Genomic DNA, 20,379 nt, shown 5'->3' with positions numbered 1-20,379 from the left:
GATTCCTTAGAATGCAGGCACCGGGCCAGGTGGTGGCCGGCGGGTGATAAGCATGTACAAAATGCGGGCGAGAGCCGCCGCCGCACCAATTTCCTCGACCGGAATCTTGGACGGTTTGGGCTCGGGCTGGCTACAGTCGCAACTCTCAGGCCCAATGACAACGAGCTTGTTGTCGCTGCCGGCGATCTGGACGTAGGCGTCTTCTTGAGGTTTGTCGATCTTGTCGGGTGGAAATTTTATTTCAACAACCTGCTTGATATTGTCTTGGGTCGGCGGCTTGCTCGGATCGTTGACGATGACGACATCGGGGCGACGCACCATGCCCGCGCCTTTGAGGTAAGGCGAACCGTGGTCGGCCTCCCAGTGCTTCTTGATGAAGCCCGGCAGCCAGTCGTGCGGTTTTGTGTCGACCGCCGAATCCATGATAGGCTCCGGCGGCTGTTTGGTCATGTCGTAATTGACCTCCGGCTTGTAGGGGCTGCGGTGTTCAAGTACCGCGTCCAATCCCCTGATCTGCTTGGAAACACAGGACTGCTTGAGCGAGCGTCCGTCCGTACCGATGCCAGGATCATCCTTGCATTTGCAGATGGCCGAGCACAAAACCTTCTTGTCCACGAAGTCCACGTTGGGCCGGTTGATCTTCACCACCGTGGTAGTGCCGCCTTGAGACATGCCTCCGGTCGCCAACGGCGCGGATGGTTTGATGGGTTCCGTCATGGCTGTCCAGAATCGGCAAGGTCGAAAGCCAGCGCCTCGCTGGCATCGCGCTCGACCCACTGGGTGAAGCCCTCGGCGTCGGTGCTGCCGGTAAAGTACTGGCCGCCCGTCGAGCGCACACGCACCGACTGGCCGGTAACGGGCTCGCCAGAGGTCAGATCCAATACCTGGAAGCGGCCGCGGAAACGTTGGGCGGTGTCGTCCAGCGGTTCATCCTGGTAGCCAGCCACAAAGCCGGCACCGATGGCGCCCAGGCCCTTGGCCAGCATATCGTCCGATGCGCTGCCAGCCGCGTCCGGCCCCGTGCCGCTGGACGGCTCGGTGCGGGTGAGCATCTGGCTGGAAATCAACACCGCGCCGCAGGCGACCTTGCAGCCGTGATAGGCGACCGCGCGGCCGTCTTCGATCAAGCTGGCGTCGCCCTGGCTGATCGGGAAAACGCCCTTGCACCGTGGACAGGCCACCATGTCGCCCATGCGCGCCCAGCCTTTGCCCAGGGTATCGGCGGTCGGCGCGCAACCGATGACCGTACCGCCGTGGCTGGTCTTGTCGCCAACGACGATCAACGGTTGGCTCATGGATGGCCTCCGTCTGCTGATGGAGGAACATAGTTCGGGTCGAGCAGGCCCTTGATCGGCGCCTCATCGGCGTACTGCACAATCACCATGCCGTTGTGCATGGGGCCGGTGATGCGGTCGCCATTGTCCAGTTCGCTGCCGACCAAGGCCATCATCCGCCCCTTGCAGAGCAAGGCCGCGCCAGCGCCGGAGACGATACGGGCTTCGTCACCGTCCGGGTAGCGTACGATGTCGCCCACCAGCGCGACGCGCCCGCCCGCCGTGCGCAGGCCGCTGCTGGCGACGATCACGCCGCCGCGCTCGGTAGTCGAGCATTCGGTGGCGGCCGGATAGCGCCCCTTGACGGGCTTGGCTGCGAGTTGTGCCATGAACTCGGCGACGAGACGCTCGCCGTCGGCTTCTGTGTATTCCATCAGGTCTCCTTCGGTGGTTATTGTGTGCCGCGCCAGCGCGGCGGCGATGTTGACCAATGCGTCGAGCGAGAAGCGCTCCGTCGCGCCGCGTCGCAAGTCACTGATACGCGGCTGGGTCTGCCCGCAGATGCGCGCGGCTTCCTGCTGTGTCCAGTCGTTGCTGGCCAGCAGCATCTGAATGCGTGCGATCAGCGCGGCGCGCAATTGCAAATTGGGCGGATCGGGAAGATTGCCGGGGTCGTTCGTTGTCATCGATGCATTATGCCATTATTGGAATTGCCGTGCAGCGCTGTTCCGACATTGGACGTTCGACGCGATTGTTCTGGATTACTCCGAGCGCGGCAAAGCATCGGCTTGCAGAACTTCGGCGCCGGCCTGCCGAAACGTTTCCGCCATCCCCGGGGGGATGGCGTACCAACATCCGTCGCCGACTTTGGCAAACATGCCTTGCTTCTTTTCAGCAGATTGGTCCGCAGCGGTTGCCGGCTTGGCGTCGAACACCCGATTGTTGGGGCGCGCCATGCTCATCGTTCCTCCCTCGTATGCCACAGGCGCAGAACATAGACCGTCGATTCAACGATTTCGTAACGCATCTCGTATTGGCCGACAAGGATGCGCCGCACCTCGCCGGGCTCGAATTCCTCCCGCTTTTCACCGATGCGCGGGTTGGCGATCAGGCCTGCGGTCGCGGCCGTCAATGACTTGACCACGCGCGCCGCAGCAGGCTTGTTCACGGCGGCCAGAAACTCATGTAGGCGCACCAGGTCCGACAATGCCTTGCCGCTCCACTGCAACCGCATCAGGGTACCACCGGCGCCGGCAGTGGGTTGTCCGTGTCGAGGCTGTCGGCCCACGCCTGCACCGCCTGGTGGTCGATGACGTGGCCGGCCTTGACGTCGGCCATCGCCTCGCGGGTGAGGCGGCTGCGCTCCTCTTCCTGGTCGACCCAGGCGCTGAGCGCCTGTTTAACGACCCAGCCGCGCGATCGTTCCAGGCGCGCGGCCAGCAGGTCGACCTTGTCGGCCAGCGGCAGAGGGACGTGTGCGGTGAGCACTTTGGTTTCGGTCTGTGCCATGGTGTTTCTCCTCAAAAATCTGGTGGTGGAGCGGGGCTGGGAGCTACGGGCGAATCCTCGCCGAGAGCCATGTTGCGTACAACACGGCCTTGCTACGACATATTAAAACGCCGAATCCAATCCCTTGGCTTCCCAGCCTTGCGACGTGAGCTTCACGCCGTGTTTCAGCTCGCTCTTGCCCGCGCCATCGAGAATGCTTTTAATGGCAGGGAAAGCGGCCTGCACCTCGGGCTTAGTTGCCCAGCTAGCCGTGTGGTCGACCTTGTAGGTGTAGGTGATGCCGGCCTCCTGGTAGTCGCCTAACTTCATCGGCCCCTCCCATTTCACGATCTTGTCGAGCGCCTTCTTGCCCCAGCAGAGGTCGGTCTGACGGACGGTGGTTCTGCCGTTCAATCCGATCGACTCGACGTCCTTTTCCTGGGCGAAAGGCTTGGCTGCATCGGTCAGCGAATAGCGTTTCACCTTGGCTTTCGCACCGGTCGGCTTGCCCATGATGCCCATGATATCCACTTCGACGTCCTCGCCCTTGACCAGGCCAACCGATTGCAGCGCGCCCATCCGGGAGGCGCTGCCGGATTTCAAAGCCTTCTCCATGCGCAGGTCCATTTCAGTCACTTCGACCGGCCACTGCTTGGTGTTGAGGCAAAGATCCCCCTTCTTGTCGAAGTACTGGCTCATCGCCGCGCCAAAGTTTTTCTCATTGGCGTCAGTCTTACTGCCGCACGCGGTCAGCGAAACGGTGGCCACCACGGCGAGGATACTGGTGAATTTTTGCATCATTTCCTTTCGTTGAGTTTCGCGCATTCCGTAGGGCCCATCGTTCCTAGGCCAGATTCATCCTCCCATAGCGCAATAAAGGTGTCAATCGTTTTTAATCATAAAAAATCATATTGATTTTCTTCGACTGATTGAACGCAACTATGCCATTATGGCAATCAAAATTCTCGAAATAACTCTCCGAAAGGACCGATCGAATGCCGCGTCGCGCACTGCTTTCCGATACGGAAAGAGATAGTTTGTTAATATTGCCGGAGAATCAGAATGACCTGATTCAGCATTACAGCTTCACCGACGCGGACTTGGCGCTGATCCGGCAACGCCGTGGCGCCGCCAACCGCTTGGGTTTTGCCGTGCAGCTATGCCTGCTGCGCTACCCTGGCTACGCGCTGGCCAGCGACACCGTACTGCCGGAAGCGGTGGTCCATTGCATTGCCAAACAGGTGGGCAGCGACGCCGCAGCCTGGCCGGAGTATGGAGAGCGCGAAAAAACCCGAAACGAGCACCTACATGAGTTGCGCGCCTATATGGGACTGTCCGTGTTTGGGCTACCTCATTTCCGCAAGCTGGTGCACAGCCTTTCCGACCTCGCCATGCAAACCGACAAGGCGATGATCCTCGCGGCGCATTCCCTTGAATCACTGCGTCAGCAGCGCATCATCCTCCCGGCGCTGACGGTAATCGAACGCGCCTGTGCCGAGGCCGTGACGCGGGCGAACCGGCGTATCTATCGCACCCTGATCGACCCGTTAGAGCGCCACCACAAGCGCTCCCTGGACAACCTTCTCAACGTCGCGCCCGACATGAACGTCACATGGCTGGTCTGGCTACGCCAGTCGCCGCTCAAGCCGAACTCACGCTACATGCGCGAGCACATCGAACGGCTCAAGGTATTCCAGTCGCTGGCCCTCCCTGACGGACTCGGGCGCCAGATCCACCAAAACCGGTTGCTGAAGACGGCCCGGGAGGGCGCGCAGATGACGCCGCGCGACCTGGCCAAGTTCGAAGATGAGCGGCGCTACGCCACTCTGGCGGCGCTGGCCATCGAGGGCATGGCCACGGTGACGGATGAGCTGGTCGACCTGCACGACCGGATCATGATCAGACTGTTCAGCGCGGCCAAGAACAAGCATCAGCAGGATTTCCAGAAGCAAGGCAAGGCAATCAACGACAAGGTGCGGCTGTATTCGAAGATCGGCCGCGCGCTGGTCGAGGCCAAGGCATCGGGCCGAGATCCCTACGCCGCGATCGAGGCGGTGTTGCCTTGGACCGATTTCGCCCAGAGCGTCACCGAGGCCGGCCAGCTGGCGCAGCCCGAGTCGTTCGATCACCTGTCCCTTGTCGGCGAGCAGTACAGCACCCTGCGGCGATACACGCCCGAGTTCCTGGACGTGCTCAAGCTGAAGGCGGCGCCGGCCGCGCAGGCCGTACTGGACGCGATCGACGTGCTGCGCGGGATGAACGCGACCGGCGCCCGCAAGGTGCCGGATGACGCGCCGACCAGCTTTGTCAAGGCCCGCTGGAAGCCCCTCGTCATCACCGACGAAGGGCTCGACCGACGCTTCTACGAGATTTGCGTGCTCTCGGAGTTGAAAAATTCGCTGCGATCGGGCGATATCTGGGTCTAGGGTTCGCGCCAGTTCCGCGACTTCGAGGAATACCTGCTGCCAACGGAAAAATTCGGCGCCATGAAAACAGCACGGCAGTTGCCGATCGCGGTCAACCAGGACTGCGACCGGTATCTGCATGACCGCTTGCTGCTGCTTGAGGAGCAGCTTGCCAAGGTCAACTGTCTAGCTCTGGCCAACGAGCTGCCGGACGCGATCATCACCGACACCGGACTGAGGATCAGCCCACAGGACGCCGTGGTGCCGGACGCTGCGCAGGCGCTGATCGACCTCACCAGCGGCCTACTGCCCCGGATCAAAATCACGGAACTGCTGATGGACGTGGACGAATGGACCGGGTTCACGCGCCATTTCGTCCACCTCAAGAACGGCGAGGAGGCCAAGGACCGCACGCTGTTGCTGTCGGCGATCCTGGCCGACGCGATCAACCTCGGCCTGACCAAGATGGCGGAATCGAGCCCGGGCGCCACCTACGCGAAACTGTCCTGGCTACAGGCCTGGCACATCCGGGACGAGACCTACTCGGCCGGCCTGGCGGAACTCGTCAACGCCCAGCTCAGGCACTCGTTTGCCGGACACTGGGGCGACGGCACCACATCGTCGTCGGACGGCCAGCGCTTCCGCGCCGGCGGCCGTGCGGAGAGCACTGGACATATCAACCCGAAATACGGCGCCGAGCCTGGCAAGCTGTTCTACACCCACATCTCCGACCAGTACGCGCCATTCAGCACCAAAGTGGTCAATGTCGGCGTGCGCGACTCCACCTATGTGCTGGACGGCCTGCTGTACCACGAGTCGGACTTGCGCATCGAGGAGCACTACACCGACACGGCCGGGTTCACCGACCACGTGTTCGCGCTGATGCACCTGCTGGGGTTCCGGTTTGCGCCGCGCATCCGCGACCTGGGCGACACCAAGCTGTACGTGCCCGGCAAAGTGGCGGACCACCCGGCGCTGCGGTCGATGATCGGCGGCACCCTGAATATCAAGCACCTGCGCGAGCACTGGGACGACGTGCTGCGCTTGGCCTCATCGATCAAGCACGGCACCGTCACCGCGTCCCTCATGCTGCGCAAACTCGGCAGCTACCCGCGCCAGAACGGCCTAGCGATCGCGCTGCGCGATCTGGGCCGCATCGAGCGCACGCTGTTCATCTTGGACTGGTTGCAGAACGTGGAGCTGCGCCGGCGGGTGCACGCCGGGCTGAACAAGGGGGAGGCGCGGAATGCGTTGGCCAGGGCGGTCTTCATCCACAGGCTGGGAGAGATCCGCGACCGGACGTTTGAGCAGCAGCGGTACCGCGCCAGCGGTCTGAACCTGGTGACGGCCGCCATCGTGCTGTGGAATACCGTGTATCTGGAGCGCTCAACACAGGCCCTGCGCGAGGCCGGCAAGCTGGCCGACGACGATATGCTGCAATTCCTGTCGCCCCTGGGCTGGGAGCACATCAACCTGACAGGGGACTACGTCTGGCGCCAGAGCAGGAAGGTCGATGAAGGCAAATATCGGCCGCTGCGCGCCTTCAAAGACGGGCCATAGGGCTTAGCGCCCGATTTTTTCCGTTTTCCCTATTTCCCCCACATGGCACGGATCGGCAGATCCAACCGCTACGGCAGCTACGGCAGCAGCGCCAGCCGCGCGCCAGTCATTTTGCCGGCGGCTGTCCTGCCTTCGATGCCGTCAGCAAGCCCCGTTCGCGCAGCCATTCCTCGGCACGGTGCGGCCATTGCGACGTGGTGCCCAGCCCCTCGCGCATGCCCATGCCGTGGCCGCCGCGTTCGAACAAGTACATTTCGGCCGGCACCCTGGCGCGGGTGAGCGCCTGGTAGAACAGGATGCTGTTTTCCACCGGCACCGTGTTGTCTTCCTGCGTGTGGATCAGCAGCGTGGGCGGCGTGGCAGGCGTCACCTGGTCTTCCAGCGACATCAGGGCCACCGTTTCCGGCGTCGGATGCTCGCCGAGCAGCATCCTGCGCGAAATTGCGTGGGCGGCCGGATCTTTCAGCGTGATCACCGGGTACATCAGGATCAGGAAATCCGGGCGCGCACTGACCGTGTCCAGCGCGGCGCCGGTGCGGCCCAGCGGGTGGTCGTACAGGGTGCCGGCGCTGGCAGCCAGGTGACCACCGGCCGAGCTGCCCATCACGCCGATGCGCGCCGGGTCGATGCCCTGTTCGGCTGCGTGCGCCCGCACCGTGCGCACGGCGCGCAGCACGTCCTGCAGCGGCGCCGGGTGGCCGTATTCGCGCATGCGGTACTTGAGCACGTAGGCGGTCACGCCCAGGGTACTGAGCCAGTGGCCGAACTGTTCGCCTTCGCGTGCCGTGGAGAGCCGTGCATAACCGCCGCCGGGACAAATGATGACAGCTGTGCCATGATGCCGGTCGGCCGCCGGCCCGATGCGGGTCAGCGTGGGCACCGAGACATTGGCGATATGCCCGCCGCTGACCTGCTCGGGGCCGATGTCACGCAGGCCCGGCACGCCTTCGGGCCACAAGGGGATCACGTCGCTGCCCGCGTGGGCCGCGCTCGACGCCAGACTCAATATCAGTGCCATCAGGGCTTTTTTCATGGAAGACGATCAAATGAGAGCGAACGTTATCGGAATGGTGCTGCTGCTGTCCGTGCAGTCTACCAGCGCCGCGCCATTATTCAACGGCCGCAATCTCGACAACTGGACCCTCGAGACCACGCCTGCCGCCAGCATCGAGCAGGTGGTGCGCGTGCTGCCCGAAGGCGTAATCGCGGTTGCCGGCCAGCCGTCCGGTTTTCTCGCCACCACTAACAGCTATGCCAACTACCGGCTGCACGTGGCGTGGCGCTGGACCGGCAAGCCCGGTAATGCGGGCGTGCTGCTGCACATCAGCGACGGGGCGAAAGACCGCGTCTGGCCGCTCAGCCTGCAGGTGCAGACCAAGCATGGCCGCGCCGGCGACCTGTTGCCGATGGCCGGCGCCGCCTTCAGCGAGCCGCTGACCAGCGCGCCGGACGCCGTGCCGCGCACCAAGGACAAGATGGCGGCCGACAGCGAACGGCCGGCGGGCCAGTGGAATGTCGCCGACATCGTCGCCCGCGACGGCACGGTGGAGGTATCGATCAACGGCGTGCTGCAAAACCGCGTGACAGGCGTGCAGCCTGCCGCCGGACGCATCGGCTTCCAGCTCGAGGGCGCGCCCTACGAGCTGCGCGACGTCGATGTGGTGGAGCTGGTCGCACCTGTCGATCCCACCGGTCCGCACCGCGCGCGCTGACAGCGCAGACGGTCCTGTGCAGACACGCCGCGCACCGCGTTATTTGCCGGCCGCCAGCGACACGGCAACCGGTGCACGCACGCGGGCGGCCTGGGATGCGACGTAGCGGGTCCAGTCGTCGCGGCTCGTGATCTCGCCGGCCCGCGCCCAGGCGGCGCCCACGTAGTAGCGCAGCGGCTGGCCGGAAACGATTTTTGCCGTGATCAGCGCATTGAGCTTGTCTTCGGCATAGTCGTTTTCGCCGGCGGTGGGCAGGATGACGGCCGTGCCGAACGCGTCGTTCGATTGCTGCTCGACCCACTGCAGCAGCGCGCGGTCGGCGGGCTGCGTGATCGGCTGCACCCTGGCCTGCTGTCCCTTGTCGGCCGGGGTTTTATTCAGGCCGATGGCGGCGGTCAGCTGCTGCGGGCCGGTAAAGGTGAAGGTACTGTCAATCTGGTCGAAATAGTGGCCGGCATCGACGGTAAAACGCTTCACCTCGGACACCTTGGCGCCGCCTGCATCCCAGCCATCGTAATACAGCTCGAAGATGGCGCGGATCGGGCCGTTGGCGATGACCTTCCAGCGCGCGTAGTTGACGCCGGTGGACAGGGTCTTGCCATCCCAGATGCCGGTGCCGCCGGCGCCGCGCGATTTGCCGACGTTGTACATGTCCATGCCTTCGCCTTCGTCGTGGTGGTAATGGTCATGGCCCTTGTTGTACCAGCGGTCGACGATGGGGTAGGGCACGCGCTTGAACCAGATGTCCATGCCGCTGGTGACCAGCACCTCCTTGCCGCTGCCCTCGGGCGCAGGTGCGGCCAGCGCCGGACCGTAGGTGCGGTGGGCGATCTTGTCGTTCTCCCAGGCGAAATCGTCGAGGCGCTCCTGGATGTAACGGGCCGAGACTTTGCTGGGGAACACAGGCGAGACGACGTCGGTCTTCTCGACCGTGAAGGTGGCGCGCTTTTCGCCGGCGGCGAAGTCGTGCTGGAAAATCAGATCGCCGTAGGCGATGCCTTCGTTCTTCGGATCCTTGGACTGCGGCGCCACATTGGTCACCTGGTAAGGCAGCGCCTTGCCCGACGCATCCCTGACCGCGATGCGCTGCAGCAGCGCGCCGGGCAGCGCCCGATTGACTTCGGACCAGGGGATGGTGATGGTTTCCGACGGGCGGGCCTGGTCCAGCGTGTGGGTAACGGTCACGGTCATGCGCTCGGCGGCGCTGACCATGCCGGCGCTGGCCATGGCAGAAAACAGGATGGCGGGGACGAACAGCTGCTGACGGAGTTTCATGGCGTGACCAGTCCTTCGAGGTGATGTGGCAAAAAGAATAAAAACGCCTAGACTTTAACGCAATAGTTCAGTCTGGCAAAGCGCCACGATGGTCACGGATGTCACTGTCAACGGCAGGCGGCGCCACCCGCCCCATCGCGGGCAGGCGGCGCCTGGTACTGGTTTCATGGTGGATGGTGTCACGCTTCCAGCACGATGGCCGGCGCCGTCATGCGGCGGCGCTGGTCGGCATCGGCAGCCGCGTTGAAGTCGGTCGAGAAGTCGTCGACATGCACCGACAGGTCGGTGAAGCGGGCAAAGTCGGCCAGCGTACGCCGCTCCTCGGGCGTGATCAGTGCCAGCGACACCGCGCGCGCGCTCCACTGGTCGAGCAGCGGCAGGTTTTGCGGCATGGCCTCGATCTGGCCGGCGCGGACCGCCGGCTTCAGGCGGTGTTCGATCGCTTCCACCTGCGGCAGCAGGGCGAACGCCAGTTCGCCGCAGGCCACCGGGTCGCGCAGGTCGTCGGCCAGGTAGCCGTCGGACAGCAGGCGTTCGCGCCCCGGGCCGGCCGTCTGCATGGCGCGCGCCACGTCGCTGCCCAGCGCATCGTCGGGCGCCGCGTACGGCATCCCGAACGGGAACAGCAGCACGCGCACGGCGCCTGCCACCAGGCGGTTGGGGAAGTTGTCGAGTACACCGGCCAGCGCCAGTTGCGTGCGGTGCAGCGCATCCTGCACCGACCAGTGCACATAGGCGGCATCGTCGTGGTGGCGGCCGTCGTCCTCGTAGCGCTTGAGCGTGGCGCTGACCATGTACAGCATCGACAGCGCGTCGCCGAGGCGCGCCGAGATCCGTTCGCGCCGTTTCAGTTCGCCGCCGAGCACGAACATCGAGGTATCGGTCAGCAGCGCGAACGCAGTGGACAGGCGGCCCGCGGCGCGGTAGTAGCCGGCCATGGCCGGATCGGCCTGCGTTGGCACGGGCGCCGACGCGGCGCCGGTCAGCGCATACCAGAGCCCGCGCGCGGCATTGGCGCAGACAAAGCGCACGTGGCCGAAGAAGGCGTCATCGAAGGCGCGCTCGGCGCGGCGCTGGTCGGTGTCGGCGGTGGCGTGCATCTCGCGCAGCACGTAGGGATGGGCGCGGATGGCGCCCTGGCCGAAGATGATCAGGCAGCGCGTCAGGATGTTGGCGCCTTCCACCGTGATGGCGATCGGGATCTGCTGGTAGGCGCGGCCGAGGAAATTGCTCGGCCCCATGCAGATGGCCTTGCCGCCGAGGATGTCCATGCCGTCGTTGACCACGGCGCGGCCGCGCTCCGTCACGTGGTACTTGGCGATGGCCGAGATCACGGCCGGCTTTTCACCGAGGTCCACGGCCAGCGCGGACAGCTTGCGGGTGGCGTCCATCATGTACAGGTTGCCGCCCATGCGCGCCAGCGCTTCCTGCACGCCTTCGAACTTGCCGATCGCGGTCTTGAACTGGCGGCGGATCGCGCAATAGGCGCTGGTGCCGCGCACGGCCAGCTTGGCCGTGCCGACACTGGTCGACGGCAGCGAGATGGCGCGGCCGGCAGCCAGGCATTCCATCAGCATGCGCCAGCCCTTGCCGATCTGCTGCGGGCCGCCGATGATCCATTCCATCGGGATGAAGACATCCTTGCCGCTGGTCGGACCGTTCTGGAATACGGCGCCCAGCGGCCAGTGGCGACGGCCGATCACCACGCCCTGGTGCGTGGCCGGAATCAGGGCGCAAGTGATGCCGGGCGTGGCGCCGGCCGGCAGCAGCCCATCGGGATCGACCACGCGGAACGCCAGTCCCAGCAGGGTGGCGATGGGGCTGAGCGTGATATAGCGCTTGTTCCAGGTGACGCGCAGGCCCAGGGTTTCTCGGCCTTCGTGCATGCCCATGCAGACCACGCCGGTGTCCGGGATGGCGGCGGCGTCCGAGCCGGCATAAGGGCTGGTCAGCGCAAAGCACGGAATTTCCTGGCCCGCGGCCAGCCGCGGCAGATAGTAGTTTTTCTGGTTTTCGGTGCCGTAGTGGAGCAGCAGCTCGGCCGGTCCCAGCGAGTTGGGCACCATCACCTGCACCGCCAGCGCCGACGAGCGGGTGGACAGCTGCATCACCACCTGCGAGTGCATGAAGGCCGAAAACGCCTTGCCGCCGTATTCCTTGGGGATGATCATGCCGAGAAAACCCTTCTCGCGCGCATACTGCCAGGCCGGCGCCGGGATGCCTTGCCACACCTGGGTCGATTCCCAGTCGTCCACCAGTTCGCACAGCTGGCGCACTTCCACGTCGAGGAACGACTGTTCCTCGGCAGTGAGCGTGGGGCGGGGCAGCTGCATCAGCTTGTCCCAGTCGGGGCGACCGGAAAACAGGTCGGCGTCCCACCAGGTGGTACCGGCTTCGAGCGCATCGCGCTCGGTGTCCGACATGGCGGGCAAAATGCGCTTGAACAGCGCGAAGATGTGCGGCGTGACCAGGCTGCGGCGCAGTGCCGGCACGCCGAGGATGACGGCCGGAATGCCGACGATGACGGCCAGTATGATCCAGAAAACCATGATGTGCTCCTCCTGTTTTGAGGAGCACCATACTGCGGACCGCGCCCGGCCACTGTGCGCCTGCGCTCACAACGCAGCGGTGGGCGCGTCGCGGCCTACAGCGACTTGAGGAAGGCCAGCACGGCGTCGCGGTCGGTTTTGGACAGCTGCTCGAAGCGCTGGCGGGCACGGGCCGCTTCGCCGTCGTGCCACAGGATGGCCTCGGTCAGCGTGCGCGCCCGACCGTCGTGCAGGTAGCCGACATTGCCGGCGCCGCCCATCACCTTGTCGGTGTAGCCGATGCCCCACAGCGGGGCCGTGCGCCACATCGCGCCGATGGCCTGGCCTTCGACCAGCTTGTCGGCCAGGCCGGCGCCCATGTCGTGCAGCAGCAGGTCGGAATACGGCGCGATGGTCTGGTTGCGCAGTTCCGCCAACAGGTGGCCGCTGCCGGTGGTCATCTGCGCCGTGTGGCAGGCCGTGCAGCGCATGCCGTCGAACAGCCGCGCGCCGGCCGCGGCCCGGCCGGCATCGACCTTGTGCTCGTCGAGCGGCGCCACGCCTTGCGGGAAGCCGCTCGGCAGGCTGCGCTGGGCCGGCACCGCCACCAGCGCCAGGTACTGGGTGATCAGCTGCAGGTCCGCCTCGGTGATGCCCGGCTGCGCGGCAGCGCCCTTGCAGTTGGCCGGGTCGGTATGGCACGCCTGGCTGCGGTACACCGGCGAGGTGACTGCCATGTCGGCCAGCAGCGCCGATGCGGCCTGGTGGCGCAGCGTGGCCTTCGACGCTTTCCAGCCGAAGCGGCCCAGCCGGACCGCGCCCGATTCGGGATCGAACACGAAGTTGGCCACGCCGCGCACGCCGTCGCTGTCGGGCGCCGAGCGCACCCGCGCCAGGATATCGGCTTCCGCTATCGCCTCGAGCAGGCCGGTGCCCAGCATCGGCTGCGCCGCCCGCAGCGACACCACGGCCGGCGTGGCGCCATCGAAAGCGACGGTCGGTTTGCGCAGTTCGACCACGCTGCCGTCGGCCAGCCTGACCTGGCGCGTCTCGAAGCCTGCCACGCGCACGCCGTTGCCCCAGTTCTGGCGGGCGCCGCTGCCGGACACGCCGTTCATCTGCATCGCCGCGCCGTATTGCGGATGGGGCGACTGGGTACCGTTGGCGTCCACCGCCGCCACGCGCACCGACATGGTGTCGAGCCGCTGGTTGATGGCGGCGGGCGCCGGGCTGCGGCCGTTGTTGACGTGGCAGGCGATGCAGGCCGACTGGTTGAAGCGCTGGCCCTGCAGGCCGGCCGCAGCCGCATAGCGGTCGTTGCCCGGCTCGTTGTGCGCGCCGGTGGTGAAATTGGTGTGCACGAGGCGCCGGCCTTCGACGAAGCGCTGGATATTCTGCATGCCCGTGTGGTTGTGCGGCTGCTGGAACATGAATGCGCCGTTGTCGCTGTAGTTGTACGACACGGAGCCGAGGCCGCCGGCCAGCGTGGCGGCAGGCAGCGGCACCGAATTGAGGCGCGGTTGCACGCCGTACCACGGCCGCAGGCCGGCGCCCACCACGTAGATCCACTCGCTCGAATAATAGCGGATGCCACCGGTATCGCCGATGGCGGTCATGGCGGCGGTGGTGGAAAACATCGACGGCGACACCTCGATCGCATCGCCCACGGCCAGTGCGCGCGGCGGTACGTAGGCGTTGTTCGGCATGCCGGCGGCATCGAGTCCGCCGTGGCCCGGGTAGTCCCTGACCTGCAGGGTGCAGGCGCCGTTGATGCCGCTGGCGGTGGTCAGCTTGCCGTTGGCGGGATAGGGCGTCGGTTTGCAGACGGCGACATCGCGGTCCACCAGTTCGCCGGGCGCCATCCAGCCATAGCCGGTCACGCCGGGGCGGTCGAAGCCGCGGAAGAGGGCGATACCGCCGGGCAGGAAATCGACGGTCGTGTACTGGTTGACGATCAGCTTGGGCGCGGTGACGCCGGCCACGCGGCTGTTGTCGATGATCTCGACGCCCCAGGTGCGGTTCTTGAAATACTGCGGCACGAAGGTCAGGTAATTGCCGGGGCCCTTGTCCACCGCCAGGCCCGTGACCGGGTCCACGGTGTCATTCGGGCCGTAGCCGATCTCGTTCCAGTCCTCGCCCCGTTCGCGCCCGTGGCGCGCCAGGCCGCGGGCGCCGAAGCGGGTCACCAGGGTGCCGTCGGCCAGCGTGAACTGCAGCGTTTCGAGCGGCTCGCCGGCCGAGGGCAGCGGCGACCAGCCGGCGCCGCTGGCCGGGAACGGCTGCGGCGAGGTGGCGGCCGTGGGCAGGCTGTTGTCGCTGCCGGGCGACTTGAATGCGACCTCGAACAGCGAGTAGCCGTACTGGGTGGCGCGCGCCACGCCCTGCAGGCGCAGGTAACGGGCATGGGCGCCGAGGTTGAAGAACTCCTCGGTGCCGCCCTGGCCGTCGGTGACGTAGCGCAGCTGCGACCAGTTCTGGCCATCGTCGGACACCTGCAGCGCATACTGCCTGGCGTACGCGCCTTCCCACTGCAGCTTCATGTAGCCGATGGCAGTCCTGGCGCCGAAGTCGAACTGGATCCAGGCGTTGTCCTGCGCGGTGCTGGACCAGCGGGTAGCTGGCTTGCCGTCGATGGCCTGGGCCGCCGACATGGCCGGGTTTTCCACCGCCGACGACGTGGCCGCCACCGGCTTGATGAGTACGCCCGGCTGGTCGGGATCGTTCGGTATCGGTTCCGGGTCCGGTGCCGGGGCAGACGCCGGGCTACCGGTGTACGCCTGGATTTCGAAGATCGAGTAGCCGTACTGGGTGACGCGCTGCACGCCCTGCATGCGCAGGTAGCGGCCCTGGACCGAGAAGCCGGTGGCGTCTTCGGTGCCGCCCTGGCTGTCGTCCACGGTTTTGATCGTGGTCCAGCTGCTGGTGTCGCTCGATACCTGCAGCAGGTAGCGCCGGGCGTGGGCATTTTCCCAGTCGATGCGCACTCGGGTGATGTTCTGCACCGCGCCGAAGTCCAGCGTCAGGTGCTGGTCGTCGCCGGCGGCGCTGCTCCAGCGGGTGTTGCTGTCGCGATCGATGGCGGCTGCCGCCGACAGGTCGCCCCGTTCGCTGGAACTGGCGCTGGCCGCGACAGGGCTGAGCGCCGTTTCCACGCCGGAGACCGCGATCATGCCGGCCAGCGTGCTGCGGCGCGGCGTGTTATCGGGTGCGTCGCCGGCGCCGCCGCAGGCGGCAAGCAGCAGTGCTGCGCCGAACGGCAGCACGCGGTGAGTCAGAGAAGATAGGTGGTTCAAGGCAGGCCCCTCGGCGGTTGCAGTGTATGGATAAATGATTCCATATGGAAACATTGATACTATCACAGCTGTTAACCAAGAATCGATGCGGGCCTGTCTTTTGGTAGATAAGCCACACTGGGCTGTTGCGTAAGGCTTTTCAGGTGGTCGGGCGCTGGCGGTGGAACTTGATCGGCGTGTAGGCAACGTTGGACGGCGGCGCCGACTTCAGGATGTTCGGCTTCATTGCGCCCACCACGTGCATCTCGCACGGTTTGCAGTCGAAGCGCAGCGTGTAGGTCTCCTTGCCGCTCACCAGCGTCATCGGCTCGGCCTTGACCTGGCCCTGCACACCCTGCACGCCCTTGGCCTGCTTGGGGCACAGGTTGAACGAGAAGCGCAGGCAGTGCTTGGTGATCATCAGCGGCACGTCACCCGCTTCCTCGTGCGCCTCGTAGGCCGCCGCGATCAGCTGGACGCCATGCTTGTGGTAGAAGGCGCGCGCCTTTTCGTTGTACACGTTGGCCAGGTAGCTCAGTTGCGTTTCCGGGTACACCGGCGGCGGCTCGACCGCGGCCTTGCGCTGCGGGCGTTCCCAAGCCGCCAGGCGCACCGCCTCGTGGGCGGCCACCGCGTCGCGGCGCAGCGCATTGATGGCAGCCGACGGCACGAACCAGGGCTGCGACAGGTTCAAGACGACGTCGGACGCGGTAAACATGGTGGCGCCCAGCTTGGACAGGCTGGCGCGCAAGCCGTGTTCGGCCTGTTCGGCCTGCTGCGCCGGCTGCAGCGCCATCGGCGCGTCGGTCACGCTCAGGCAGCCGTCTTCGTCGAGCAGTGACAGCCGCAGCCCGGCGCCACCGTCCAGTTCCGACAGCGTGACATGCAGCGCGACCTTGCGGTCGGCCGACTTCTTGTTCAGGTTTGCTTCCCACTGGTGGTCGCGGTTGCGGTGGATGGCGATGCCGGCCCTGAAGCCGGGCAGGGCATTGAACGCCTCGTTGGGGAACACGCGCCATATTTCACCGTCATCGCTGTCGCCGAGCTTTTTGGCGACGTTGGCCTGGATGCCGACCGTCTCGCGCTTGTGCATGTAGTTCAAACCGTCGCCATTGGCCAGCGGGGCATTGGCCACCATGTCGAAATGGTCGGTGGCCACGCGGGTGACGGTGCCCAGTTCCACGCCCAGGTACTTGGGGCTGTCGAAGGCGCCGATTTCGTCCTGGCGGCCGTTGGCGAAATAATCGGTGTGACCGCGGTTGAAATTCTTGTCGACATCGGGCGTGAAATGGATGCTGGTGGTGCCGCTGGCGGCGCGCTTGAATTCCGGGCGGCGCTCGAGGATTTCGTCGAGCAGCAGGCGGTAGTGCGCCGTGATGTTCTTCACGTAGCCCATGTCCTTGTAGCGGCCTTCGATCTTGAGCGAGCGGATGCCGGCGTCGATCAGCGCTTCGAGGTTGCGGCTCTGGTCATTGTCCTTCATCGACAGCAGGTGCTTGTCGTAGGCGACCACGCGGCCGGCGTTGTCGGACAGCGTGTACGGCAGGCGGCAAGCCTGCGAGCAGTCGCCGCGGTTGGCGCTGCGGCCGGTGTCGGCGTGCGAGATGTAGCACTGGCCGGAAAACGCCACGCACAGCGCACCGTGGACGAAGTATTCGAGCGGCGTGTCGGTGGCAGCGTGGATCTCGCGGATCTGCTTGATGGTCAGTTCGCGCGCCAGCACCAGCTGCGAGAAGCCGGCGTCGCCGAGGAACTTGGCCTTTTCCTTGGTGCGGATGTCGCACTGGGTGCTGGCGTGCAGCTGGATCGGCGGCAGGTCCATTTCCATCAGCCCCAGGTCCTGCACGATCAGCGCATCGACGCCCGCGTCGTACAGCTGCCAGATCTGCTTGCGCGCGCCTTCGAGCTCCGAATCGTGCAGGATGGTGTTGAGCGTGACGAATATGCGGGCGTGGTAGCGGTGCGCGAACTGCACCAGGGATGCAATGTCTTCGATCGGATTGCTGGCATTGTGGCGTGCGCCGAAGGCGGGGCCACCGATATACACGGCGTCGGCGCCGTGGAGGATGGCTTCGCGGCCGATTTCGGCGGTTTTGGCGGGCGACAGCAGTTCGAGCTGGTGAGCGAGCAGAGACATGGCGGATTCCTTCTGTGAAGGGCGACATTATAGCGGGCTTGCCGAGCCCCGGCACGCAATGGGCCCGGGCGCCAGCAAAGCCGCGGGGCATCCGCTAGAATCGACCGTCAGCGCGCCGATGCCCGTGCGCGCCTTCCAAGGAGACCCGTATGACCGAAGCAAGCAACTACGTTCCCCCCGCAGTCTGGACGCCGCCCACGTCGGTGGGCGGCACCTTTGCCAGCATCAACCGCCCGGTGGCCGGCGCCACCCACGACAAGGAGCTGCCGGTCGGTCGACATCCGCTGCAGCTGTACTCGCTGGGCACCCCGAACGGCGTCAAGGTCACCATCCTGCTCGAGGAATTGCTGGCGGCGGGGCATGCGGGCGCCGAGTACGACGCCTGGCTGATCCGCATCAACGAAGGCGACCAGTTCGGCAGCGGCTTCGTCGACATCAATCCCAACTCCAAGATTCCGGCGCTGGTCGATCGCTCCGGCGCGGTGCCGCAGCGCGTGTTCGAATCGGGCTCGATCCTGGTGCACCTGGCCGAGAAATTCGGCGCCTTCCTGCCGAAGGAGGGCAGTGCCCGCACCGAAACGCTGAACTGGCTGTTCTGGCAAATGGGATCGGCGCCGTTCATGGGCGGCGGGTTCGGCCACTTCTATGCGTACGCGCCCGACAAGCTCGAATACCCGATCAACCGCTACGCGATGGAAACCAAGCGTCAGCTCGACGTGCTCGATCGCCAGCTGGCACAGCACCGTTACGTGGCAGGGGACGACTACACGATTGCCGACATGGCGATCTGGCCATGGTATGGCTGGATGGTGCTGGGGCAGCTCTATAATGCGGCCGAATTCCTGTCCGTGCACGAGTACCAGCACGTCAAACGCTGGGCCGAGGAGATCGCCGCGCGGCCGGCCGTCAAGCGCGGGCGCCGCGTGAACCGGGTATTTGGCGACGCCAGCGAGCAACTGGCCGAGCGCCACGACAAGGCCGATCTGGACTGAATTCGTGAGGGACCTGGCCGGTGAAAGCCGGCCCGCCAGCAGCGCGGCCTACGTCTTTAACTCGACATTACCTTCTATATTGTCGATTTAAATAACTGTATGCAATACTGTATAATTGACTGTATATTCACACAGTCCTTTATCCCGGTAACCGTCATGCAGCAGCCAGCGCCAGAGAAGAAGTTCGCCGTCATCAATCTCGACCCGTTTCCCGCGCACAGTGACGGCGCGGCCCGGCGCCGCCAGCGCGACCGTGACGCCTTGCGCACCATCGCCGAAGACGCCATCACCGATGCCCAGACCGACAGCGAAATCGCCCGTGAATTCATCAGCCACGGCGAACTCGGGCCCAAGTCGATCGCCAACACCCAGAAAGAACTGTTCCGCTTTCTGACCTGGTGCCGGGAGGAGGCGGGCAAGACGCTGCGCCAGCTCAGCGTGGCGGACCTGAACGGCTACAAGGAGTTCCTGAAAGCGCCGCCGGCGTCGTGGATTTCGACCACCAAGTGGCCGCGCAGCGACGAGCGGTACCGGCCGTTCAGCGGCCCGTTGTCGGACGCCAGCCGGCGCCAGGCCATGATCGCGGTTAAGGGACTGTTTGCGTACGCCACCCAGACCGGCTATCTGCGGCGCGATCCGGCAGCGCTGGTCAAGCACGTGAAAACGGCGAGCGCCAGCCGCATCACGCGCTACCTGACCCACGATGCACTGAACCTGGCGCTGCACACGGTGGCCACGCGCGAGGCGCCGACGCCGGCCGCCATGCGCCGGCGCGAACGCGACCGGTTCCTGCTGACGGCCTACATCCACACCGGTGCACGCCTGAACGAAATCGTCAGCGCCGACATGGGCGCGCTGTACACCGAGGGCAACGGCCGCTGGTGGCTCGATGTGCTCGGCAAAGGCAACAAGCCGCGCCGGCTGCCGGTGCCGCCCGATATGCTGTCCGCCTACCGCCAGTACCGCGCCGCCTACGGCTTGCTGCCGCACGCGATCCGCAGCGACACCACGCCGCTGGTGCTGTCGAGCCGTGGCGACACGCTGGTGCGCATCACCGATGAAGCCGCGTCCGACGCGCTCAAGGCCATCTTCGCTGCAGCCGCCGGCGCTGCCGACGCGTTCGGCGACGCCGACATGGCCGCCACGCTGCGGCAAGCCTCGGCCCACTGGCTGCGCCACAGCATGCTGACCAACCACGCCAACAACGGCGTGCAGCTCAAAACACTGCAGGAAACCGCCGGCCACGCCAGCATCGCGACCACGGCAGCGTATCTGCACAAGACCGATCATGAGCGGCATGACGAGATCCTGGCGTCGGTTGGGATGCGGACGGCACCCGATCCATAACCGAATCCCAAACTTCGCATAATTTATATTATGTAAAATTAGCTCCGTGAGCTGAAGCAAGGTTTATGCACAAAGTACGCCGACATGATTCCAAGGTATTTGTGTCTTGAAGCTGCTGAACAGTCGTCCCATAGTTGAGTTATCCCAACAATTTCCCTGCCGGTCGTCCTCGCTGCTCCTAGGCCATTTCCATGTCTTGCACGACAAGGTCGGCGTCGGGCTTGTGTCCGTTAATCGCCCTGCTGATACCATTTAGTATCGCGCAGTCCAGTTTTCCATCACCATTAAAATGGTAATCCCCCCTGCAAATGATCGCCATCAGAAGTAGAATTTTCTCAATTAGTTTTTTGAAAGTTCTGCAATGAAGACTTCCCGATTCACCGACAGCC

16 protein-coding genes and 1 pseudogene are annotated in these 20,379 nt (G+C 65.1%); 4 read left to right on the top strand and 13 right to left on the bottom strand.

All coding sequences use genetic code 11. The features are described 5' to 3' along the window. Window positions 1-6: 6 nt before the first annotated feature. The 7 genes from ASF61_RS06285 to ASF61_RS06255 form a co-directional block, all read right to left on the bottom strand. Window positions 7-717 carry a VRR-NUC domain-containing protein gene (locus ASF61_RS06285; protein ID WP_056152669.1) on the bottom strand — a complete coding sequence of 237 codons (711 nt, stop codon included), beginning with the start codon at window positions 715-717 and terminating at the stop codon, window positions 7-9. After that, window positions 714-1,295, bottom strand: coding sequence for a PAAR domain-containing protein (locus ASF61_RS06280; RefSeq protein WP_056152666.1), 582 nt, complete (start codon window positions 1,293-1,295; stop codon window positions 714-716). Before ASF61_RS06280 ends, ASF61_RS06285 begins: the two co-directional genes overlap by 4 nt. Further along, entirely contained in the window at window positions 1,292-1,960 is a 669-nt protein-coding gene (locus ASF61_RS23165; RefSeq protein ID WP_156369480.1) for an XRE family transcriptional regulator, read from the bottom strand. The genes ASF61_RS06280 and ASF61_RS23165 overlap by 4 nt, the downstream gene beginning before the upstream one ends. A gap of 75 nt (window positions 1,961-2,035) precedes the next feature. Continuing rightward, the gene (locus tag ASF61_RS06270) at window positions 2,036-2,236 is read right to left on the bottom strand and encodes a hypothetical protein (protein ID WP_056152663.1); all 201 of its coding nucleotides are present in this window, start codon (window positions 2,234-2,236) and stop codon (window positions 2,036-2,038) included. Continuing rightward, window positions 2,233-2,508 carry a type II toxin-antitoxin system RelE/ParE family toxin gene (locus tag ASF61_RS06265; RefSeq protein WP_056152660.1) on the bottom strand — a complete coding sequence of 92 codons (276 nt, stop codon included), beginning with the start codon at window positions 2,506-2,508 and terminating at the stop codon, window positions 2,233-2,235. The genes ASF61_RS06270 and ASF61_RS06265 overlap by 4 nt, the downstream gene beginning before the upstream one ends. Further along, on the bottom strand, window positions 2,508-2,783 hold the full coding sequence (locus ASF61_RS06260) for a CopG family ribbon-helix-helix protein (RefSeq protein ID WP_056152658.1): 276 nt from the start codon (window positions 2,781-2,783) through the stop codon (window positions 2,508-2,510). The genes ASF61_RS06265 and ASF61_RS06260 overlap by 1 nt, the downstream gene beginning before the upstream one ends. A gap of 102 nt (window positions 2,784-2,885) precedes the next feature. Continuing rightward, window positions 2,886-3,563, bottom strand: a complete 678-nt coding sequence (locus ASF61_RS06255) for a hypothetical protein (protein ID WP_229205735.1) — start codon at window positions 3,561-3,563, stop codon at window positions 2,886-2,888. A gap of 194 nt (window positions 3,564-3,757) precedes the next feature. On the opposite strand from ASF61_RS06255, the pseudogene ASF61_RS06250 reads away from it, so the two are divergent. Beyond that, window positions 3,758-6,727, top strand: a pseudogene (locus ASF61_RS06250) (Tn3 family transposase). Window positions 6,728-6,833: 106 nt separating this feature from the next. Here ASF61_RS06250 and ASF61_RS06245 read toward each other — a convergent pair. Then, on the bottom strand, window positions 6,834-7,760 hold the full coding sequence (locus ASF61_RS06245) for an alpha/beta hydrolase (protein WP_056152655.1): 927 nt from the start codon (window positions 7,758-7,760) through the stop codon (window positions 6,834-6,836). 13 nt (window positions 7,761-7,773) lie between these two features. On the opposite strand from ASF61_RS06245, the gene ASF61_RS06240 reads away from it, so the two are divergent. Then, window positions 7,774-8,439 carry a DUF1080 domain-containing protein gene (locus ASF61_RS06240; protein ID WP_162241972.1) on the top strand — a complete coding sequence of 222 codons (666 nt, stop codon included), beginning with the start codon at window positions 7,774-7,776 and terminating at the stop codon, window positions 8,437-8,439. Between the two features lie 39 nt (window positions 8,440-8,478). Here the strand turns inward: ASF61_RS06240 and ASF61_RS06235 are convergent, their stop codons facing one another. The 4 genes from ASF61_RS06235 to ASF61_RS06220 form a co-directional block, all read right to left on the bottom strand. Next, on the bottom strand, window positions 8,479-9,714 hold the full coding sequence (locus tag ASF61_RS06235) for a DUF4861 family protein (RefSeq protein ID WP_056152649.1): 1,236 nt from the start codon (window positions 9,712-9,714) through the stop codon (window positions 8,479-8,481). 179 nt (window positions 9,715-9,893) lie between these two features. Next, window positions 9,894-12,263 (bottom strand): acyl-CoA dehydrogenase, encoded by a 2,370-nt coding sequence (locus ASF61_RS06230; protein ID WP_056152646.1) that lies wholly within the window; start codon window positions 12,261-12,263, stop codon window positions 9,894-9,896. A gap of 95 nt (window positions 12,264-12,358) precedes the next feature. Then, window positions 12,359-15,412 (bottom strand): di-heme oxidoredictase family protein, encoded by a 3,054-nt coding sequence (locus tag ASF61_RS06225; protein ID WP_229205740.1) that lies wholly within the window; start codon window positions 15,410-15,412, stop codon window positions 12,359-12,361. 262 nt (window positions 15,413-15,674) lie between these two features. Continuing rightward, a complete protein-coding gene (locus ASF61_RS06220; RefSeq protein ID WP_056152639.1) occupies window positions 15,675-17,651 on the bottom strand; it encodes a U32 family peptidase in 1,977 nt (658 codons plus the stop codon). Between the two features lie 149 nt (window positions 17,652-17,800). Between ASF61_RS06220 and yghU the strand changes: the two genes are divergently transcribed. Both yghU and ASF61_RS06210 read left to right on the top strand, forming a co-directional pair. Beyond that, window positions 17,801-18,643, top strand: a complete 843-nt coding sequence (yghU, locus tag ASF61_RS06215; protein ID WP_056152638.1) for a glutathione-dependent disulfide-bond oxidoreductase — start codon at window positions 17,801-17,803, stop codon at window positions 18,641-18,643. 156 nt (window positions 18,644-18,799) lie between these two features. Beyond that, window positions 18,800-19,990 carry a tyrosine-type recombinase/integrase gene (locus tag ASF61_RS06210; protein ID WP_056152635.1) on the top strand — a complete coding sequence of 397 codons (1,191 nt, stop codon included), beginning with the start codon at window positions 18,800-18,802 and terminating at the stop codon, window positions 19,988-19,990. Window positions 19,991-20,168: 178 nt separating this feature from the next. Here ASF61_RS06210 and ASF61_RS23930 read toward each other — a convergent pair. Continuing rightward, window positions 20,169-20,379, bottom strand: a 211-nt coding sequence (locus ASF61_RS23930; RefSeq protein WP_229205741.1) for a hypothetical protein, incomplete at its 5' end; no start/stop codon positions are given.

It is taken from the genome of Duganella sp. Leaf126 (assembly GCF_001423125.1).
In the GTDB taxonomy this organism is placed as follows: Bacteria; Pseudomonadota; Gammaproteobacteria; order Burkholderiales; family Burkholderiaceae_D; genus Rugamonas.
This window is presented reverse-complemented; position numbering and strand designations above follow the sequence as displayed.

Excerpts from the sequence above, each read along its gene's own strand:
- ASF61_RS06285 (WP_056152669.1), bottom strand. The coding sequence starts at position 717 with ATGACGGAACCCATCAAACCATCCGCGCCGTTGGCGACCGGAGGCATG.
- ASF61_RS06280 (WP_056152666.1), bottom strand. The coding sequence starts at position 1,295 with ATGAGCCAACCGTTGATCGTCGTTGGCGACAAGACCAGCCACGGCGGT.
- ASF61_RS23165 (WP_156369480.1), bottom strand. The coding sequence starts at position 1,960 with ATGACAACGAACGACCCCGGCAATCTTCCCGATCCGCCCAATTTGCAA.
- ASF61_RS06270 (WP_056152663.1), bottom strand. The coding sequence starts at position 2,236 with ATGAGCATGGCGCGCCCCAACAATCGGGTGTTCGACGCCAAGCCGGCA.
- ASF61_RS06265 (WP_056152660.1), bottom strand. The coding sequence starts at position 2,508 with ATGCGGTTGCAGTGGAGCGGCAAGGCATTGTCGGACCTGGTGCGCCTA.
- ASF61_RS06260 (WP_056152658.1), bottom strand. The coding sequence starts at position 2,783 with ATGGCACAGACCGAAACCAAAGTGCTCACCGCACACGTCCCTCTGCCG.
- ASF61_RS06255 (WP_229205735.1), bottom strand. The coding sequence starts at position 3,563 with ATGATGCAAAAATTCACCAGTATCCTCGCCGTGGTGGCCACCGTTTCG.
- ASF61_RS06245 (WP_056152655.1), bottom strand. The coding sequence starts at position 7,760 with ATGAAAAAAGCCCTGATGGCACTGATATTGAGTCTGGCGTCGAGCGCG.
- ASF61_RS06240 (WP_162241972.1), top strand. The coding sequence starts at position 7,774 with ATGAGAGCGAACGTTATCGGAATGGTGCTGCTGCTGTCCGTGCAGTCT.
- ASF61_RS06235 (WP_056152649.1), bottom strand. The coding sequence starts at position 9,714 with ATGAAACTCCGTCAGCAGCTGTTCGTCCCCGCCATCCTGTTTTCTGCC.
- ASF61_RS06230 (WP_056152646.1), bottom strand. The coding sequence starts at position 12,263 with ATGGTTTTCTGGATCATACTGGCCGTCATCGTCGGCATTCCGGCCGTC.
- ASF61_RS06225 (WP_229205740.1), bottom strand. The coding sequence starts at position 15,412 with ATGATCGCGGTCTCCGGCGTGGAAACGGCGCTCAGCCCTGTCGCGGCC.
- ASF61_RS06220 (WP_056152639.1), bottom strand. The coding sequence starts at position 17,651 with ATGTCTCTGCTCGCTCACCAGCTCGAACTGCTGTCGCCCGCCAAAACC.
- yghU (WP_056152638.1), top strand. The coding sequence starts at position 17,801 with ATGACCGAAGCAAGCAACTACGTTCCCCCCGCAGTCTGGACGCCGCCC.
- ASF61_RS06210 (WP_056152635.1), top strand. The coding sequence starts at position 18,800 with ATGCAGCAGCCAGCGCCAGAGAAGAAGTTCGCCGTCATCAATCTCGAC.